Annotated in this window: 19 protein-coding genes; 14 read left to right on the top strand and 5 right to left on the bottom strand. The window is 72.9% G+C overall.

The features are described from left to right. Positions 1-130 precede the first annotated feature (130 nt). Both ACFYML_RS31110 and ACFYML_RS31105 read left to right on the top strand, forming a co-directional pair. A complete protein-coding gene (locus ACFYML_RS31110) occupies positions 131-256 on the top strand; it encodes a hypothetical protein (RefSeq protein WP_387424007.1) in 126 nt (41 codons plus the stop codon). A gap of 56 nt (positions 257-312) precedes the next feature. Beyond that, complete coding sequence (locus ACFYML_RS31105) at positions 313-1,128, top strand: TIGR04222 domain-containing membrane protein (protein ID WP_387424006.1); 816 nt, start codon at positions 313-315, stop codon at positions 1,126-1,128. An 87-nt stretch (positions 1,129-1,215) separates the two neighbouring features. Here the strand turns inward: ACFYML_RS31105 and ACFYML_RS31100 are convergent, their stop codons facing one another. Together ACFYML_RS31100 and ACFYML_RS31095 are read right to left on the bottom strand one after the other, a co-directional pair. Beyond that, positions 1,216-3,180 (bottom strand): zinc ribbon domain-containing protein, encoded by a 1,965-nt coding sequence (locus ACFYML_RS31100; RefSeq protein WP_387424005.1) that lies wholly within the window; start codon positions 3,178-3,180, stop codon positions 1,216-1,218. After that, positions 3,177-3,794: an IS607 family transposase gene (locus tag ACFYML_RS31095; protein ID WP_387424004.1), complete on the bottom strand. Its 618-nt coding sequence runs from the start codon at positions 3,792-3,794 to the stop codon at positions 3,177-3,179. Before ACFYML_RS31095 ends, ACFYML_RS31100 begins: the two co-directional genes overlap by 4 nt. 37 nt (positions 3,795-3,831) lie before the next feature. On the opposite strand from ACFYML_RS31095, the gene ACFYML_RS31090 reads away from it, so the two are divergent. Together ACFYML_RS31090 and ACFYML_RS31085 are read left to right on the top strand one after the other, a co-directional pair. Next, positions 3,832-4,107 carry a hypothetical protein gene (locus ACFYML_RS31090; protein ID WP_387424003.1) on the top strand — a complete coding sequence of 92 codons (276 nt, stop codon included), beginning with the start codon at positions 3,832-3,834 and terminating at the stop codon, positions 4,105-4,107. After that, on the top strand, positions 4,107-4,523 hold the full coding sequence (locus tag ACFYML_RS31085; RefSeq protein WP_387424002.1) for a hypothetical protein: 417 nt from the start codon (positions 4,107-4,109) through the stop codon (positions 4,521-4,523). Before ACFYML_RS31090 ends, ACFYML_RS31085 begins: the two co-directional genes overlap by 1 nt. Positions 4,524-4,554: 31 nt before the next feature. On the opposite strand, the gene ACFYML_RS31080 is transcribed toward ACFYML_RS31085, so the two are convergent. Further along, a complete protein-coding gene (locus ACFYML_RS31080; RefSeq protein ID WP_387424001.1) occupies positions 4,555-6,030 on the bottom strand; it encodes a von Willebrand factor type A domain-containing protein in 1,476 nt (491 codons plus the stop codon). 127 nt (positions 6,031-6,157) lie between these two features. Between ACFYML_RS31080 and ACFYML_RS31075 the strand changes: the two genes are divergently transcribed. The 3 genes from ACFYML_RS31075 (at position 6,158) to ACFYML_RS31065 (ending at position 8,562) form a co-directional block, all read left to right on the top strand. Next, entirely contained in the window at positions 6,158-6,313 is a 156-nt protein-coding gene (locus ACFYML_RS31075) for a hypothetical protein (protein ID WP_387424000.1), read from the top strand. A 73-nt stretch (positions 6,314-6,386) separates the two neighbouring features. Continuing rightward, on the top strand, positions 6,387-6,980 hold the full coding sequence (locus ACFYML_RS31070) for an ankyrin repeat domain-containing protein (protein WP_387424014.1): 594 nt from the start codon (positions 6,387-6,389) through the stop codon (positions 6,978-6,980). Between the two features lie 118 nt (positions 6,981-7,098). After that, positions 7,099-8,562, top strand: coding sequence for a hypothetical protein (locus ACFYML_RS31065; protein ID WP_387423999.1), 1,464 nt, complete (start codon positions 7,099-7,101; stop codon positions 8,560-8,562). 18 nt (positions 8,563-8,580) lie between these two features. On the opposite strand, the gene ACFYML_RS31060 is transcribed toward ACFYML_RS31065, so the two are convergent. Together ACFYML_RS31060 and ACFYML_RS31055 are read right to left on the bottom strand one after the other, a co-directional pair. Continuing rightward, positions 8,581-9,747 carry a mandelate racemase/muconate lactonizing enzyme family protein gene (locus ACFYML_RS31060; RefSeq protein ID WP_387423998.1) on the bottom strand — a complete coding sequence of 389 codons (1,167 nt, stop codon included), beginning with the start codon at positions 9,745-9,747 and terminating at the stop codon, positions 8,581-8,583. Between the two features lie 24 nt (positions 9,748-9,771). Then, on the bottom strand, positions 9,772-10,800 hold the full coding sequence (locus ACFYML_RS31055) for a LacI family DNA-binding transcriptional regulator (RefSeq protein ID WP_387423997.1): 1,029 nt from the start codon (positions 10,798-10,800) through the stop codon (positions 9,772-9,774). A gap of 194 nt (positions 10,801-10,994) precedes the next feature. On the opposite strand from ACFYML_RS31055, the gene ACFYML_RS31050 reads away from it, so the two are divergent. Genes ACFYML_RS31050 through ACFYML_RS31020 form a run of 7 tightly spaced genes read left to right on the top strand, consistent with a single transcriptional unit; the run spans position 10,995 to position 18,005 of the window. Beyond that, a complete protein-coding gene (locus ACFYML_RS31050; protein WP_387423996.1) occupies positions 10,995-11,873 on the top strand; it encodes an ABC transporter permease in 879 nt (292 codons plus the stop codon). 16 nt (positions 11,874-11,889) lie between these two features. After that, a complete protein-coding gene (locus tag ACFYML_RS31045) occupies positions 11,890-12,909 on the top strand; it encodes an ABC transporter substrate-binding protein (protein ID WP_387423995.1) in 1,020 nt (339 codons plus the stop codon). A 7-nt stretch (positions 12,910-12,916) separates the two neighbouring features. Then, positions 12,917-13,738: an ABC transporter ATP-binding protein gene (locus ACFYML_RS31040; RefSeq protein ID WP_073833085.1), complete on the top strand. Its 822-nt coding sequence runs from the start codon at positions 12,917-12,919 to the stop codon at positions 13,736-13,738. A 25-nt stretch (positions 13,739-13,763) separates the two neighbouring features. After that, positions 13,764-14,915 (top strand): Gfo/Idh/MocA family protein, encoded by a 1,152-nt coding sequence (locus ACFYML_RS31035; protein ID WP_387423994.1) that lies wholly within the window; start codon positions 13,764-13,766, stop codon positions 14,913-14,915. Then, positions 14,912-16,075 carry a dihydrodipicolinate synthase family protein gene (locus ACFYML_RS31030; RefSeq protein WP_387423993.1) on the top strand — a complete coding sequence of 388 codons (1,164 nt, stop codon included), beginning with the start codon at positions 14,912-14,914 and terminating at the stop codon, positions 16,073-16,075. Before ACFYML_RS31035 ends, ACFYML_RS31030 begins: the two co-directional genes overlap by 4 nt. Then, positions 16,072-16,911: a sugar phosphate isomerase/epimerase family protein gene (locus ACFYML_RS31025; RefSeq protein WP_387423992.1), complete on the top strand. Its 840-nt coding sequence runs from the start codon at positions 16,072-16,074 to the stop codon at positions 16,909-16,911. Before ACFYML_RS31030 ends, ACFYML_RS31025 begins: the two co-directional genes overlap by 4 nt. Next, positions 16,911-18,005 carry a glycerate kinase gene (locus tag ACFYML_RS31020; RefSeq protein ID WP_387423991.1) on the top strand — a complete coding sequence of 365 codons (1,095 nt, stop codon included), beginning with the start codon at positions 16,911-16,913 and terminating at the stop codon, positions 18,003-18,005. The genes ACFYML_RS31025 and ACFYML_RS31020 overlap by 1 nt, the downstream gene beginning before the upstream one ends. The last annotated feature ends 11 nt before the right edge of the window (positions 18,006-18,016 follow it).

The raw sequence follows: 18,016 nt of genomic DNA, 5'->3' as shown, positions 1-18,016 counted from the left end.
AGACGCTCAAAACGCCGGCGATCCTCGGTCCAGTACACGCCCGAAGCATGTCATGACCAGGACTGCCCATCCATGATCGACAGGACACGCCCTAGCCGACTGCGCCGACCAGCCGCACAGCCGCGCCCAAATGGTGGCCCGGAGCAACACGAAGAACTTCCTGCGCAGCCTGCACTTCCGGCGCCCCCGCACCGGACCGCTCGCCGTCGCCCTGCTCGCCGCCGAGGCGAGGGTGAACAGCTTCCGGGCCGACTGACACCGCCCACCCGGGCGACCACGGCCGGACCGGGACGGCGGTGAATACTTGTCGGCATGCTCTGGGGTGTCAGCGGTCCCGTCTTCCTCCTCGACTACGTGGCGGGGGTGGCCGTGGCCCTCGCGATAGCGCTGTCCGTACGGGCGCTGGTCGGATGGCGAACCCGAGGCGAGCCGCTGTCGACCGTCGAGCTGGCGTACCTCACCGATCGGGCCGGACTGGCCTGCCAGGTGGGTGTGGCCGCGCTGCGCCGGGCCGGGGTGGTGCAGCTCGGTGAGCTGGCCACGCTGTCGGTGGGCGGCCCACCGCCGCCCGGGTCCGCCCCGCTGGTGCGCGCCCTGCACGTCGCGCTGCGCCGGCCGCAGACCTGGGCCGCCGTGCTGGCCGATCCCGGCGTGGGCCGTGCGCTGCGCCGGCTGGTGGGCCGGCTGGTCCGCGACGGGTGGCTGCTCACCCCGGGCCAGCGGCGGCGCCTGGCGTTGGGCGCCCTGCCGCTGTTCGCGGTCGCCGCGGTCGGGGTGACCCGGCTGGTGGACAGCGCCGTCGAGGGGCGCACGGCCGGCGGCCCGGCCTCCGTGGTGGGGCTGCTGTTGTGCTGCCTGGCCACCGTGCTCGGCGGCTGGTGGCTGTGCGAGGTGCCGGAGACCGGTGCGGCCGCGCGGCGGCTGCTGCGCCGGCAGCGCCGCAGGTACGCGGAGCTGGCGCCGGAGCGGCGACCCGCGTGGAGCGAGCGGGGCACCGACGAGCTGCTGACCGCGATGGCGGTGTTCGGGCCGCGCCCGCTGCTCGCCGTCGACCCGCGCTTCGCCGAGCTGGTCGGGGTCGACGCCGAGCGCACCCGGCCGCGGGAGTACGCGAAGACCGCAAGTTGACCCTGGCCGCGCGCGTGGCGTGCCTTCCGGCTCGCCCGCGCGGCAGTATGATCCGAGTATGAAGCGGGTGACGGTCAGCGTCACTAATCAGCTTAGTGATCCTGAGTCGGATTGAGTTTCCGGGATCGTTTCCCATCGTGGTGGTGTCGCGTGGGCGTGGAAGTGGAATCCTGCGCCCAGTGCGGCTCCGCGTGGCTGGTGGCCGGCGGTGGTGGGTGTGCTGATCGTGTTCACGCCCTGGTGTCGGTGGGCTGCGCGGGGCAGCCTCCGGTCCGTTGGTGCGTGTCCCTCCGGACGCTTTCCCGCTCGGCTGGGGGGCCGGGTGGGGGAGGGTGCCCTGCGTCGCCTGGGCGCGGGGCGTGGTGGCTTGTGCCGGGTGGGGCCGGTCTTCGACCGGTCTTCCCGGCTGGTCGTGGTGATGACCGCTGCCGTTTCGAGTTTGTCGACCACGGCGCGGATGAGCATGTGCCCGCTGGCCTTGTTGGTGACGGTCTTGGCCTGGTGGGTGAGGCCGCGGGCGGCGATTCGCCGCCAGGCGCCGTGGTCGCGGTCGCCCTGCCAGCCGCACCGGCTGTTGGGGCAGATGGCCCATTTCCAGCCCGCCACGGTCGGCTGGTCGGGGGCTTTTCGGTGTCGCAGCGGGGTCAGGCATTGCGGGCAGTGTTTTGAGGTGTTGCGGGCGGGGACGGTGACCACGGCGATACCGGCCTCGGCGGCGAGGTGCCGGATGCGGTCGGCGATCTGCCCGCGGACCTGCTGCGACAGGCGCGTGTTGAGGGTGGCGCCCCTGCCCCGTGCTTCCAACGACCGCAGGTCCTCGACGTAGATGACGGTCGCCCCGGCGGCGATGGCCTGGTCGACCGCCCATCTGGCGGCGGCCCACGCGAGCGCGTTGTTCAGGTTCGTCCGGCGATCGGACACGCGGCGGATCTCATCCCGCAGGACCGCATGCTTACCGGCGAGTTGATGCTGCTCGTCACCGCCGGCGAGCCGCTGGTAGTGCTCGGCCTTGGCGTGCAGCCGCTCACTGTGCCGGCGCAGCCGGTGCTGCTTGGCCAGGACCCCGGCGGCGCGGAACTGGCCACCCGCCCCCAACGCGGTGATCCGCCCATCGGCGTGCAGTCGCAGGGCTCCCGCGCTGAGGAGGATGTTCAGGCCCCAGTCCACGCCGAGCGCCACGGTGTGACCGGTGCGCCGGGCTTTCGGCACCGGGTGGCTGTATGCCATGTCGGCGCGTACTTGCCGGCCGGTGACGCGGAGGGTGGGCAGGTGCAGCACCGCACCCGTGGGGACCGTGGGCGGCAGGATGATCGGGCAGGCCACCCACGTCCAATCCGCGTAGGCTCGTGGGTCTGGGCGGGTGGGCAGCTGCAAGCGCAGCAGCGCCTTCCTGGGGTCGGTGTCGCTGCGTTCGATGGTGGCCTGCTGCCGGTCACACGCGGCCAGCAGCAGCATCCGCGCGACCCTTGGGACGCCTTCGAGTTCGAACACGTCCACCGGCAGACGGCCGTTGGCCCTGAGGAACGTGACGGCCTGGAGGGTGCGGGACTTGATGGTGCTGGGCGGCAGCTGCTGCCCGCCAGGGATCGACGCCCGAACCTGCTCCCACTCCTGCGGGGTACGTTTGCGCGGATCGGCCGGCCACGCCGCCAGCACCCCGGCGGTCACCTCAGCACGCCACCACGCCGAACGCAGAGCACGCCCCGCCTGCTCCTGCACCATCCGCACGATCCGGTCATTGACCCTCACACCCTCCGGCGCGGTGACCGACCAGCCCAAGCGCCGCAACGCCATCCACGCCTGCGACGGCAACCTCCGACCACCCGCATCCACGCCGGAGGCCAACACCTGCACATCCGCCGTGTTCCAGCGCTCGGCCAAAAAGACGGACACCATGCCCGCCACCAGGTCGGCACACCAGCCGACCCGTTGCGCAAGCACGGCCTCAGACAGCACGCCGCCGGTCTTCTCGTCCACACCCGCGCGCAGAAAGCCGCGGGCACACGCGGTCCGGGAGCCCTCGCCTTCGGCCAGCGGCAGCTTCCCGCTCACCGACCACTGGCCTGGCATTGCCCAGACTCGGCCAGCAGACGACGCCGGTTCTCCGCCGACCGCATCCCGTACAGACGCCCCGCGAACGTGGTGACCAGAGAAACGAAGTCGTCGAGGAGTTCCTCCCGCCCGCCGAGCTTCTTCGGGTACAGCACTTCGAGGGTGGCGCCGTGCACGGCCAGCAGGTGTTTGAGCCAGCCGACACCGAAGCGTGCAAGCCGGTCCTCATGCGTCACCCGGACCACCGTGACACTCCCGTCAGCGACGGCCCGCAACAACCGGTTCAGCCCGGGCCGGTCCTCCCGCAGGCCCGACGCCCGGTCACGGAACACCTTCACGATCTCGCCGGTGGACGTGGCCCGCAGCTCATGCTCCTGAGCCTCCAAAGAGGATTCCTGCCCGCTGGAGCCGGATACCCGCACGTACAGGCCCTCCAAGCGAAGGCGCCCGCCACCGCCGGCGGAGACCTTCATCGCCTCGACATCAATCGAGGAGAACCGCCGCTCACGGCCGACCCACGTCACCGGAATCTTCCCCGAATCAGCCCACAGACGAAGCGTCACGGGATGAACACCAAGACGCTTCGCGGCCTTCGCAAGCCGAAGAAGTTCCACACGATTATCCTATGATCACCAAGGATTCTTAATCAAATTGGTCAGCCTGCCGGACGACGTAGCGGCCTACCTGGAGCGGGAGGAGAACGCCTCGGCGGCGGTCGCCGACGCGTTGCGCGCCCGCATGGACCGGGCCGCCGCGACGGCCGCGATGCTGCGTGCCGTCGGCATCGACGTGACGGACGTCGGCGTGGCCCGGGTACGCGGAAAACTGCCTCCCCTCACCCCCGAGCAGCGGGCGGAGAACGCGCGACGCCGCGACATGCTCCGGGACGGTACCTGGCCCGAGGGTGACTCCGCGGCTGCTGCCTGATGCCCATCGACGACATCGAGATCCGGGCGATCCTGGACGCCTCCGCCATCTTGTCCTATTCGCGCGGCCACGTGCACGTCGGTGAGCTGCTGGTCGACATCGCCGACGAGGGTGCCTACCTGGGCCTGCCCACGGTCGCGCTGCTCGAGGCGTATGCGCAGACCAGTGACCGACCGGCGGCCGCCCGGCTCGGCGTGCTGGCCACCCTGCCCGGCGTGGCGGTGCTGCCGCTGTCCGCCCCCGATGCGGCCCAGGCCGCCACCACGGTGCGCCTGACCAAGGGCGACCTGGCCCGTGCCTACGCCGTGTGGGCGGCACTGCGGCACGACGCGAACTTCCTGACCTGCGAGCCGCACCTGGTTCCGGCGGTGATCGCTCCCGAGCTGATCCATCACATCCCCGTGGACGACGCCTGACCTTGGCGGGCACGGGGATGCGGGGTGGGGATCAGCGGATTTTCTCGGCGAGCCGGATCACCCGCGCCAACTCCTCCACCTCCCGGTCCTCGCTGGCGGTGGCCGCCCGCTCCGCGATCGTCGCCAGGTCGCCCAGGCGCACCTCCCGGCCGTACGGGCCGCCCTGCAGCGACTGCGCGAAATAGGCCGCCGCATAGCAGGTCCGCAGGTGTGGCGACGCCTCGCCGAACGCCCGGTTCAGGTCGCTGACCTTCACCGACTCGTACACCTCGGCGGGCGCCCGGTTCGTCGGGTCGGTCCAGCGCACCTGCACGCGGGCGACCCGGGCCGACGGGGGCGGCCCGTCGGCCAGCCGGACGGCGTAGAGCGCCGTGACGCTGTGCCCGGGACCGACCTCGCCGCCGTCGACGCGGTCGTCGCGGAAGTCCTCGTCGCTGATCGCCCGGTTGTCGTACCCGATGAGCCGGTAGGACCGCACGGCGGCCGGTTCGAAGCTGACCTGCACCTTGGCGTCGAGCGCCCGGACGCTCAACGTCGCCGGCAACTGCCGGACGAACACCTTCCGGGCCTGGTCGCGCTCGCTGGCGTACACCACGAAGCCGTCGCCCTTGTCGGCGAGCTGTTCCATCAGCTCGTCGCCGTACTCGCTGCCGACCCCCACGCCGAGCAGGGCGATCTCCTTCTCGGCCTCGTCGCGTACCCGGCGCAGGATCGGCTCCGCCTCGGTCCGGCCGACGTTGGCGAGCCCGTCGGAGAGCACGATCACCCGGTTCGTCGCGCCGGGTCGGAATCCGTCACGGGCCACCCGGTAGCCGAGCACCAGACCGGCTTCGAGGTTCGTGCTGTCCTGCGTACGCAGCGAACCGATGGCGTCGTGCAGTTCGTCGGCGTCGGACAGCCGGGTCATCTCCCGCACCACCCGGGCCTCGTCGCTGAACGCCACGACGGCGATCGAGTCGGTGCGGCGCAACTGGTCCACAAGGGTGTGCAGCGCGTCCTTCACCAGATCGAGCCGCCCGGGCTCGCGCATCGATCCGGAGACGTCGACGACGAAGGTGAGGGCGGCGTCGGGCCGGCTCTCCGCGTCCTCCGCGCGGGTCTGCAGGCCGACCCGCATCAACCGGAGCTCCCCGGCCGCCTCGTGGGACTCCGGCAGCCGCGCGCCGTCGACGTGTACGGCGAAGCCGTCGCCGGCCGGCTCGGGGTAGTCCTGCCGGAACGAGTTCACGAACTCCTCGGGCCGCACCGCGGTGCGCTCGGGCAGCTGCCCGTCCATGATGAGCCGGCGGGCGTAGCCGTACGAGGCGGTGTCGACGTCGACGCCGAAGGTGGAGCGCGAGTCGTCCTCCGTCGCCGTTTCGGCCCCACCCGACCGGGGTGTGCCGTCGTGCTGGCGGACCGGCCCGTGCGCCGTGTCGCTGCGCTGTGCGCCACCGGCGGAGCAGGCGGTGACCGTCATCGTGAGGGCGAGCGCCGTCAGCAGCAGCGACCGTCGTATGTGGACCATCGGTTCCTCCCGGGCAGGCTGGGGCGGGCGATCCGGCGCCGCGCGTCGGATCCGTCCCGGTCATTGACGCAGCTGGACAGTCCCGCCGATCCCGTCGTAGCCGAGCCGATACGCAAGCGTGAACCTCGTGACCGTCCCGTATGCAAGACGTGACCTGCCCCGGCCAACCGCGCCCGATGCCGACGGGCGGGACGGCGCAGGGCTGGGGTACGCCAAGCCCGGCGTCGACTCCCGCACCGCGGCGGTGCACGCCGCCGTCGAGCGGAAGCTGATCCGGCTGTGAAACGCCGCGCTCTGCTCGCTCTCACCCTCACCGTGGCCGCCGGCGGTTCCACGCGGCCCGACCCGATCCGACCCTGGGAGGACCCCATGACCACAAGGCTCTGCTCGCCGCGGCGAGCGCCGGCGACGCGGCCGGCGTACGCGCCGCGCTGGCGGCCGGCGCGGACCGCGAGGCCCGCGACGCGCAGCAGCGTACGGCCCTGCTGCTGGCTGCCGCGAACGACCACGTCGAAGCCGCCCGGGTGCTCGTCGACGCGGGCGCGGACCCGAACGCGCTCGACGACCAGCACGACACCCCGTGGCTGGTGACGGGCGTGACCGGCAGCGTGGCGATGCTCGAGGTCCTGCTGCCCGCGGGGCCGGACCTCACGATCGTGAACCGGTACGGCGGCATCTCGATCATCCCGGCGAGCGAGCGTGGCCATGTCGACTACGTCCGCCGCGTCGTCGGTACCGGCATCAACGTCAACCACGTCAACAACCTCGGTTGGACCGCCCTGCTGGAATGTGTCCTCCTCGGCGACGGGACGAAGCCCTACCAGCAGATCGCGGAGATCCTCGTGGCCGCCGGCGCGGACGTCCACCTGCCCGACAAGGACGGCGTCGACGCGCTGCGGCACGCCCGCGACCGCGGCTACGACCAGATTGTCGCGATCCTGTCACGCTGAGCACCGCGCGGGCGCGGGCGGCCGCCACCATGACGACCGCCCGCTGCGGTCCGGCGGCCCATACGGCACAGTGACACCGGTGCCCGGCGTCCGGCCGGAGCCAGAAAGGCGGTGGCCGGTGGAGGGCCCGACCGGGGTGGTGTTCCCCCAGACCGACGGCACCCGCAGCACCACGGCGCTCGGCCGCGCGGTCGTCGCCGACGCGCTGCGCGCGGTCGACCCGGTCGGCGCGCGTTCGGCCGAACACGAGACCAACTGGCGGCACGGCTACCTGGTGCACTTCCGGCGGCTCGTCGAGGCCGGCCTGCTCTCCCGCGACGCCGCGGTCACCATCGCCCGCGACGGCCTGGCCGCCCTGCACGCCCGGATGCGGGTCGTCGCGGAGGGCGGCACGGAACTCCCGCTCGACGAGGTGTTGGCCACCGGCGCCGGGCAGCCGCCGCTGGACACCGCCACCGTCACCGGCACCGGCGAGCCGGAGCGGGAACTGTCGCTGCCGTACCGCGGGCAGCGGCTGCGCGGCGATCAGCTGCACCGCCAGCTCGACGCCTGGGTCGCCGCCGGCGTGATCGAGCCGTCCTGCGCCGAGGCGGTCCGGGCGGTCATCGCCAACCCGGACTGGCTCGACCTGCGCGACCAGCGGATCGTGGTGCTCGGCGCCGGCGCCGAGATGGGCCCGCTGCCGTCGGTGCTGCGCTGGGGCGGCGACGTCGTCGCGGTGGACCTGCCGCGGCCGGACATCTGGCGGCGGCTGCTGCGCACCGCCCACCGGTACGGCGGCCGGCTGCACCTGCCGGTGCGCCCCGGCACCGGCGACGACGACGAGGCCCTCGCCGCGGGCGCCGGCGCGGACCTGCTGCACCGGCTGCCGCAGGCCGCGCAGTGGCTGCTCGGCGTGAACGGCCGGCTCGTGCTCGGCAACTACGTCTACGCCGACGGCGCCACCAACGTGCGGGTCGCCATGGCCGTCGACGCGCTCACCCGGCACCTGCAGCAGCGTCGCGACGACCTGGCGCTGGCCTTCCTCGCCACCCCCACCGACGTGTACGCCGTCCCCGCCGAGGCGGTCGCGCACGCCGAGCGGGGGTACGCGGCCCGCGGCCTGGCCCGCCGGTCGCTGCGGGTGCTCTCCGGCGGGCGGCTGCTGCACCGCAACTACCCGCCCGACGCCGACCCGGGCATCAACGACAGCCTCGTACCGCAGCAGGGCCCGAACTACGCCCTCGCGAAGCGGCTGCAACGGTGGCGGGCGGCGGTGGCACGCGACGCCGGGGCGACGGTGTCGTGCACGGTGGCGCCGCCGACGCGTACCCGCTCGGTGCTGCGCAACCGGGCGCTCGCCGCCGCGTACGCGGGCGCGCACCGGTTCGGCATCGAGGTGTTCGACCCGGCCACCAGCAACACCCTGATGGCCGCGCTGCTCGTGCACGATCTGCGCACCGGCGGCGGCCCGGCCCAGGACCACCCGTGGCGGGACGAGGCGTACGGGGCGGCGCACGGCGGGCTCTGGCGGGTGCCGTACGCCCCGCGCAGCGCCCTCGGGCTGGCCGTCCTGCTGGGCCTCGGCGCTGCCCGGGGCTGAGCCGGGGCTGGCCGGCAGCTACCTGGCCAGGACGTCGACGGCGAGTTCCTTCACCACCGACTCGTCGACGTCCACGCCGAGCCCCGGCCCGGTCGGCACCTGGGCGACGCCGTCGCGCACCTGCACGGTCGCCCCGGTGGCGTACGACGACTCCAGGAACTGCCGCCCGTTGAGGTCCACCGGCGTGTCGATGCCGTACGCCGCGAACAGGTGCACCGAGGCGGCCAGACCCAGGTCGGAGTCGGTGAGCCCGGAGCCCATCAGCCGCACGCCGGAGTCCTCGGCCAGGGCGCACAGCCGCCGCGACAGCGTCAACCCGCCGCTGCGCTGCACCTTGGCGATGGCCACGTCCACCGCGTCGAGCTTCACGAAGGTGGCCAGGTCGCTGGGGTGGCGCAGGCTCTCGTCGAGCGCCACCGGCACCGGCGAGGCCTCCCGCAGCCTGCGCAGCCCGGCGACGTCGTTGGCCGGCAGCGGCTGCTCGAACGCGGTGACGTCGAGGTCGGCCAGCCGGCGGGCCATCCGCAGCGCCGCGTCCACGGTGTACGCCTGGTTGGCGTCCACCCACAGCGCGGCCTCGGGCGCGGCCTCGCGGACCGCCCGCACCACGGCGGCGTCCTCGGCCTCGCGGTGCAGGCCGACCTTCACCTTGAACGCCCGGTAGCCGAGGGCGTGTCCCTCCGCCACCGCGTCGGCCACCTCGCCGGCGGTCTGCCCGGAGACGATCCAGCCCAGCTCGATGCTCTCCCGGCGGCGCTGCCCCCACAGCACCCCGACCGACACGCCGAGCGCCCGGCCGAGCAGGTCGTGCAGCGCGACGTCGACGGCGCACTTGGCCAGCGGCGCGCCAATCGTGAAGCCCCGGTTGACGGCCCGGTCGAACGCCGCGGTCACCCCGTCGAGGTCCCAGGCCGGACGGCCGAGCACCGCCGGGGCGAGGTACCGGTCGATGGTGGTGACGATGGATTCGGCGGTCTCGTAGGTCCAGGCCGGGATCGGGGTGGCCTCGCCCCAGCCGGCGACACCGTCGGCGCTGACCTTGACCAGGACGCGGATGCTGGGCGTGCCGGCGACGGCGACCGACCCGCCGGACACTCCGAACGAGCGCACGGTGGGCAGCGCGACGGCGTACGTCTCGACCGAGTCGATGGTCAGTCCGGCCAGGGCAGTGGCAAGAGGGGTCACGGGTGGGCCTTTCGTACGGGTGGATCAGGTCAGCTTGGCGGTGCTGGCCCGGACGACCACCTCGCCGCCCATCCGCAGGATCCGCCGGCGCCGCCCGGTGTTCTCGGTCAGCGCCAACTCCATCGCCTTCTCCCCGAGCTGCTGCAACGGCAGCGCGACGGTGGTCAGCGGCGGGGTGAGGTCGCGGACGATCGGGATGTCGTCGAAGCCGGCGACGGAGATGTCGTCCGGCACGGACAGGCCGTGGTCGCGCAGCGCCGCGCAGGCGCCGATGGCCATCACGTCGGTCAGCGCGAACACGCAGGTGGCGGCCGACCCGCGGGCCAGCAGTTCGGTCATGGCGCCGTACCCGCCGTCGCGGGTGAACGGGCCTTCCACGATGTCGGCCGGGTCCAGCGACACGCCGGCCTTCTTCAGCTCGTCGCGGAAGCCGCCGAGCCGGTCGGCGACCGTGGTCAGCGCCGGCGGCCCGGCGAGCACCGCGAACCGGCGGTGCCCCAGGTCGAGCAGGGCGCGGGCCATGGCGGCCGCGCCGGCCCGGTTCTCCGGCAGGACACTGTCGACCTTCAGGCTGCGGTGCCGGCTGACCACGGCGACCCGCCCGCCACCCTCCAGGTAGGGCTTGAGCTCGGCGTCCAGGGCCCGCTCCCAGCGGGGGTCCTCGAATCCGGAACCGATGAGCAGGATGGCCGGCGCCCGCTCGGCGCGCAGCATCGACACGTATGCGATCTCCCGTTCCGGGTCCCGGAACGTGCTGGCCAGCATCACCAGCAGGTCGTTGTTGCCGGCGATGCGCATGACGCCGCCGGCCACCGCGGCGAAGTAGGGGTCGCTGACGTCGTGGCAGATCACGCCGACCGTGCGGTGGGAGGCGCCGGCCAGGGCGCGGGCGTGCGCGTTCGGCGTGTATGCCAACTGCTCCGCCGCCGCCAGCACCCGGTCCCGCAGTTGCGGGGTCACCCGCATGCCGTTGAGTGCCCGGGAGGCCGTGGCCAGCGAGACGTCGGCGGCTCTGGCCACGTCTTCCAGGGTCACGTGCGTCCGTGGCTGCATGGACTTTCCCCCTGCGGAAGTTCTTGACCGGATTATTTCGGCGTGGTTACCGTAGCACCCTGAAAGCGCTTACTGAAAGCGCATTCAGGGCCGAGACCTGGAGTTTCCGGACGTCCTCGGCCCTACCGACGGCACGCGCCTACCCAGCGGCTGAGTACCCGGAACCGCCGGCCAGCCAGGGAGAACGGAGGGTCATGGCCGCGCAGAGCACCATCGAGCAACGGGAGCCGACCGCTCCCGCCCGCACCCCGGCGCCGGCCGCCCGCCGCCGGGGTCGGGCCGGCGGCGGCCTGCTCCGGTTCGTCCAGAGCACCTGGCGCCCCGCCGCGGTCCTCGCGGCCATCTTCGTCCTCTGGTGGGCGGTCACCGCAGCGGATCTGGTCAAGCCGTACCTGGTCCCCGCGCCGGGCACCACGCTGGACGTCGTCCTCGCCCAGACCGGCTACTTCGCCCACCACACCTGGATCACCACCTACGAGACGATCCTCGGCTTCGCCATCGCCATCGTGGTCGGCGTGCTCTCCGCCGTCGTGATGGTGTACTCCCCGACGGTCGAGAAGAGCCTCTACCCGCTGCTGCTGTTCGCCCAGGTCATCCCGAAGATCGCGATCGCGCCACTGTTCATCGTGTGGCTCGGCTTCGGGCTCACCCCGAAGGTCGTCGTCGCGGTCCTGATGGCCTTCTTCCCGATCGTCATCTCCACGGTCACCGGCCTCAAGTCGATCGACCCGGAGATGCTGCAACTGTCGGCGACCATGGGTGCAGGCCCCGGCCAGACCTTCCGGAAGATCCGCTTCCCGGCCGCCCTGCCGCACCTGTTCTCCGGCCTCAAGGTCGCCGCCACGATGGCCGTCACCGGCGCCGTGGTGGGCGAGTTCGTCGGCGCCAACGAGGGCCTCGGCTACGTGATCCTGCAGGCCAACGGCAACCTCGACACCCCGACGCTGTTCGCCGGGCTGCTCATCATGTCGCTGCTCGGCGTGGTCCTGTTCGTGGTCGTGGAACTGCTCGAGTACTTCGTCCTTCCATGGCACGCCAGCCGCCGTACCGACGCCGCTACGACGTCGCTCTGAATAGGAGACCCGTCCCATGAAGTTGCGCACCCTCGCCGCCGCGCTCGTGCCGGCCCTGATACTGGCCGCCACCGCCGGCTGCGGCTCGTCCTCCGACGAGCAGGCCAAGACCGCCCAGGGCCACGACAAGGTCACCCTGACCCTCAACTGGTACCCGTACGGCGAGCACGCCCCGTTCTACTACGGTCAGAAGCAGGGCATCTTCGCCAAGCACGGCATCGACCTGACCATCCAGGCCGGCCAGGGCTCGCAGAAGACCGTCCAGGCCACCGCCGCCGGGCAGACCGACTTCGGCTGGGCCGACACCCCCGCCCTGCTCTCCGCGGTCGGCCAGGGGATGGACGTCAAGAGCGTCGGCGTCTTCCTGCAGACCACCCCGTCGTCGGTGCAGTTCTTCAGCGACAAGAACATCAGCTCCCCTGCCGACCTCAAGGGCAAGACCATCGCCTCCACCGCCGGCGACGCGCTGAGCAAGACCTTCCCGGCCTTCCTCAAGGCCAACGGCCTGGCCGCCTCCGACGTGACCCTGCAGAACACCGACCCGGCCGGCAAGATGGCCGCCGTCATGTCGGGCAAGACCGACGCGCTGCTCGGCTTCGCCACCGACCAGGGCCCGACCATGCAGGAGAAGGCCGGCAAGCCGGTCTCCTACCTCAAGTTCGCCGAGCACGGCCTGACCTTCTACAGCAACGGCCTGATCGCCTCCACCGACACCATCAAGAACAAGCAGGACCTCGTCAAGCGGATGGTCGCGGCCAGCAGCGAGGCCTGGGCCGCCGCCGAGAAGGACGCGGCCGGCGCCGTCGCGGCGATGGCCGGCGCCTCCCAGCAGCTGCCGTCGGAGAAGGTGCTCACCGACCAGTTCAACGCCACCCTGCAGCTGCTGCACACCGACGCCACCAAGGGCCAGGCGCCCGGCATCAACGACGAAGCCGACTGGACGAAGACGATCAACGTGTTCGCCGACGCCGGCGTGATCAACAAGGCCGATTCCCCGGCGACCTACTGGGACGCGAGCTTCGCGCCGAAGGGATGAACCCGAGATGACGGTCGGCAACACCACCACACAGCGGCCCGCTGACGCCACGGCGACCGGCGCCGCGGTCGAGATCGACCAGGTCGCGGTCCGCTTCCGTACCAAGAAGAAGGACGTCACCGCGCTGCGCGACGTCTCGCTGCGGATCGAGCCCGGCGAGTTCGTCTCGATCGTCGGTGCCTCCGGCTGCGGCAAGTCGACGCTGCTGAAGCTGGTGTCCGGCCTGCTGCGGCCCTCGTCCGGCCAGGTCCGCCTGCACGGCGAGGACGTGCGGGGGCCGCGGCGCGACATCGGGTACGTCTTCCAGCGCGCCGCCCTGCTGGAGTGGCGTACGGCCCGGAAGAACATCCTGCTCCAGGCCGAGATGCGGCGCCTGCCCAAGGCGCAGGTACGCCAGCGCGTCGACGAGCTGATCGCGATGACCGGCCTGACCGGCTTCGAGGACGCGTACCCGAACGAACTGTCCGGCGGGATGCAGCAGCGGGTGGCCCTGTGCCGCGCGCTGCTGCACCGCCCCCCGGTCCTGCTCATGGACGAGCCCTTCGGGGCACTCGACGCCCTCACCCGCGAGCAGATGAACGTCGAGCTACGGCGCATCTGGCGGGAGACCGGCACCACCGTCCTGCTCGTCACCCACTCCATCGCCGAGGCGGTCTACCTGGCCAACCGGGTGATCGTCATGACCCCTCGACCCGGCACCGTCGCCGAGGTCATCGACGTCGACCTCCCCGTCGAGCGCGACTACGGCCAGACGATGTCGGAGCCGGAGTTCGCGCGCGCCACGGGACGCATCCGGGACCTCCTGGGTGCGACGACGACCGCCGAATAACCACCGGACCTGGGAAGGAAACACAGTGGAGCGCACGTCTATCGGGATCATCCTCAACGGCGTGACCGGACGGATGGGCTACCGCCAACATCTCGTCCGGTCCCTGCTCGCCATCCGCGAGCAGGGCGGACTGCCGGCCCGTGACGGCAGCCGCATCTGGCCGGAGCTGACCCTGGTGGGCCGCAACGAGGCCAAGCTCGCCGAGATCGCCGCCCGGCACGGGCTGACGTCGTACACGACGGACCTGGACGCCGCGCTCGCCGACGACTCCCACCAGATCTACTTCGACGCGCAGGTCACCGCCCAGCGGGAGAAGGCCATCCGGGCGGCGATCGAGGCGGGCAAGCACGTCTACACCGAGAAGCCGCTCGCCGAAGGGCTGACCGGTTCCCTGGAACTGGCCCGGCTCGCCGCCGCCAAGGGCATCAAGAACGGCGTCGTGCAGGACAAGCTGTTCCTGCCCGGCCTGCGCAAGCTCAAGCGGCTCGTCGACGGCGGGTTCTTCGGCCGGATCCTGTCGGTACGCGGCGAGTTCGGCTACTGGGTGTTCGAGGGCGACTGGCAGGACGCCCAGCGGCCGAGCTGGAACTACCGGGCCGAGGACGGCGGCGGCATCGTCGTCGACATGTTCCCGCACTGGCATTACGTTCTGGAGCAGATCTTCGCCCCGGTGACCGCGGTGACCGCGCACATCGCCACCCACATCCCCGAGCGGGTCGACGAGACCGGCCAGACCTACCGGGCCACCGCCGACGACGCCGCGTACGGCATCTTCGAGCTGGCCGGCGGCATCACCGCCCAGATCAACTCCTCCTGGGCGGTGCGGGTCTACCGCGACGAGCTGGTCGAGTTCCAGGTCGACGGCACCCACGGCAGCGCCGTGGCCGGGCTGCGCGAGTGCCGCATCCAGCCCCGCGGTGCCACCCCCATGCCGGTGTGGAACCCGGACCTGCCGGTCACCGAGAACTTCCGCGGCCAGTGGCAGACCGTCCCCGACAACGAGGACTTCGACAACGGGTTCAAGGTCCAGTGGGAGGCGTTCCTGCGCCACGTCGTCGACGACGAGCCGTTCCCGTGGGACTTCCTGGCCGGCGCCCGCGGCGTGCAGCTCGCCGAGGCCGGCCTGCGGTCGGCGCGCGAGGGTCGCCGGGTGGAGATCGAGGAGATCAGCCTGTGACCGCCCGGATCACCCTGCCCATCCCGGGCGGCGGCACCGAGGCCCTCACCTTGCGCGAGCCGGCCGGCTGGCAGCGGCCGGCCGGCCCGCCGGCCAGCCGGATCGCGTACGCCGCGGCGCACGTGGTCGCCGACCCGTACGCCGACAACGCCCCCGGCCAGCCCGCCAGGCTGGACTGGGACGCCACCCTGGGCGTGCGGCGCAACCTGTGGTCCTGGGGGCTCGGCGTCGCCGAGGCGATGGACACCGCCCAGCGCGGGATGGGGCTGGACTGGGCCGCCACCCAGGAACTGATCCGGCGTAGCGCCGCCGAGGCCGCCGCCTGCGGCGGACGCATCGTCGCCGGGGCGGCCACCGACCAGCTGACCGGCCTGCCCGACACCCTCGACGACGTCGTCACCGCGTACGCCGAGCAGGTCGCCTTCGTCCAGGAGTGCGGCGCGACCGCGGTCGTCATGGCCAGCCGGCAGTTGGCCGCGCTGGCCACCGGCCCCGACGACTACCTGCGCGTCTACGACCAGGTGCTGTCCGGCACGACGGCGCCGGTCGTGCTGCACTGGCTCGGCGACATGTTCGACCCGGCCCTCGCCGGCTACTGGGGCTCGACGGACCTCGACGAGGCGACCAAGACGTTCGTGTCGCTGGTGCAGGCCCACGCCGACGTCGTTGACGGGGTGAAGGTGTCGCTGCTCGACGCCGAACGGGAGGTCCGGCTGCGGGAACTGCTGCCGCCGACCGTCCGGGTCTACACCGGCGACGACTACCACTACCCGGAACTGATCGCCGGCGACGGCCGGCAGTTCAGCCACGCCCTGCTCGGCGCGTTCGCGGCCATCGCCCCCGCCGCGTCGGCGGCGCTGCAGCGCCTCGACACCGGCGACACCGCGGGCTTCCGGGAGATCCTCGACCCGACCGTGCCGCTGTCCCGGCACGTCTTCGCCCCGCCCACCCAGTACTACAAGACCGGCATCGCGTTCCTGTCCTGGCTCAACGGTTTCCAGCCCGGCTTCACCATGGTCGGCGGGCTGCACAGCGGGCGCAGCGTGCCGCACCTGGTGCAGGCGTTCCGCCTCGCCGACACCGCCGGCCTGCTGCTCGACCCGGACCTGGCGGTCGAGCGGATGCGCCGGTACCTGTCGGTCGCCGGGGTGGGCGCGTGAGCGCCGTCGACCCGCGCCTGGCGCGGCTGTCGCTCAACCAGCGCACCACCGAGTCGTGGTCGGTACGCGAGGCCGTCGAGGGCTGCGTCCGGGCCGGCATCCCGGCGATCGGCCTGTGGCGCGAGCCGGTGGCCGAGATCGGCGTGGCCGCCGCCGCGAAACTCGTCGCCGACGCCGGGCTGCGGGTGTCGTCGCTGTGCCGCGGTGGCTTCCTCACCGCCGACGGCGACGCCGGCCGCGCCGCGCTGGCGGACAACCGGCGCGCCATCGACGAGGCCGCCGGCCTGGGCACCGACTGCCTGGTCATGGTGGTCGGCGGCCTGCCGCCCGGCTCCCGCGACCTGCGCGGCGCCCGGCAGCGGGTCGCCGACGCGCTCGCCGAGCTGGCCCCGTACGCGGGCGAGCGCGGCGTCCGCCTGGCGCTGGAGCCGCTGCACCCGATGTACTGCGCCGACCGGGCCGTCCTGTCCACCCTCGGGCAGGCGCTCGACCTCGCCGAACCGTTCCCGGTCGAGCAGGTCGGCGTCGTGGTAGACACCTTCCACATCTGGTGGGACCCGGACGTGTGGCGGCAGATCGCCCGGGCCGGCGCGCGCATCGCCAGCTTCCAGGTCTGCGACTTCCTCACCCCGCTGCCGGCCGACGTGCTGCTCGGCCGGGGCATGATGGGCGACGGCCACATCGACTTCCCGCCGTTCCGGCGGGCGGTCGAGCAGGCCGGCTACACCGGCGACACCGAGGTGGAGATCTTCAACGCCGAGGTGTGGGCGACCGACCCGGACCAGGTCCTCGCCACCATGAAGGACCGCTACCTGCGGCTCGTGCTGGCCGACTGATGCGCCTCGTCGTCGCACCCGACTCGTTCAAGGGCAGCCTGGGCGCCGACGCCGCCGCCCGGGCCCTCGCCAGCGGCTGGCTCGCCCGCCGGCCCGGCGACGAGACACGGCTGCTGCCCCTGGCCGACGGCGGTGAAGGCACCGTGGACGCCTTCGCCGCCGCGCTGCCCGACGCCGAACGCCGCACGGTGACCGTGCCCGGGCCGGACGGCCGGGCGGTGACCGCCACCTGGCTGCTGCTGCCCGACGGGGCGGCCGTGCTGGAACTCGCCCAGTCCAGCGGGCTGCCCCTGATGGCCGCCCCCGACCCGCTCCATGCACACACGTACGGGCTCGGCGCGGTCGCCCGGGCCGCCCTCGACGCCGGGGCCATCCGCCTCGTCATCGGCCTGGGTGGCTCGGCGTCCACCGACGGCGGCACCGGCGCGCTGCGCGCCCTGGGGCTGCGGCTGCGCGACGCCCAGGGCCGGGACCTGCCGCTCGGCGGCGCCGCCCTGGCCGACCTGGACCACGTCGACACCACCGAACTGCTGCCCGCGCCGCCCGGCGGGGTGCAGTTGCTGGTGGACGTGACCGCGCCGCTGACCGGCCCGGCCGGCGCCGCCGCCGTGTACGGGCCGCAGAAAGGCGCGGAACCGGCCGACGTGACGCTGCTGGACGCTGCGCTGCGCCGGCTCGCCGGGCAGGCCGGCGGCCACCCCGACGAGCCGGGAGCCGGGGCGGCGGGCGGCACCGCGTACGGCCTCGCGACGCTGTGGGGGGCCAGGATCGTGCCGGGCGCGACGACGATCGGGGAACTGGTCGGGCTGACGGACGCGCTCGCCGGCGCGGACGTGGTGCTCACCGGTGAGGGACGGTTCGACGAGACCTCGCTGACCGGCAAGGTGGTCGGCTCGCTGCTGGCGGCGGCCACGTCCGCCGCCGTACCAGTGGGGGTGGCCGCGGGGCAGATCAACGGGCCGGTCCCCGGATCGGCGTCGGCGGCGGTGTCCCTGGTGGAGCTCGCCGGCTCAGTCGACGCGGCCCTGGGCGACCCGGCGCGCTGGCTGGTCCAGGCCGGTGGCGTCCTGGCCGACCGGCTCGGCGCACTCTGACATCGAGACCC

Source organism: Micromonospora sp. NPDC007230 (genome assembly GCF_042869115.1).
In the GTDB taxonomy this organism is placed as follows: domain Bacteria; phylum Actinomycetota; class Actinomycetes; order Mycobacteriales; family Micromonosporaceae; genus Micromonospora.
Note: the sequence above shows the minus strand (reverse complement) of the source record. Positions and strands in the feature narration are given on the sequence as shown.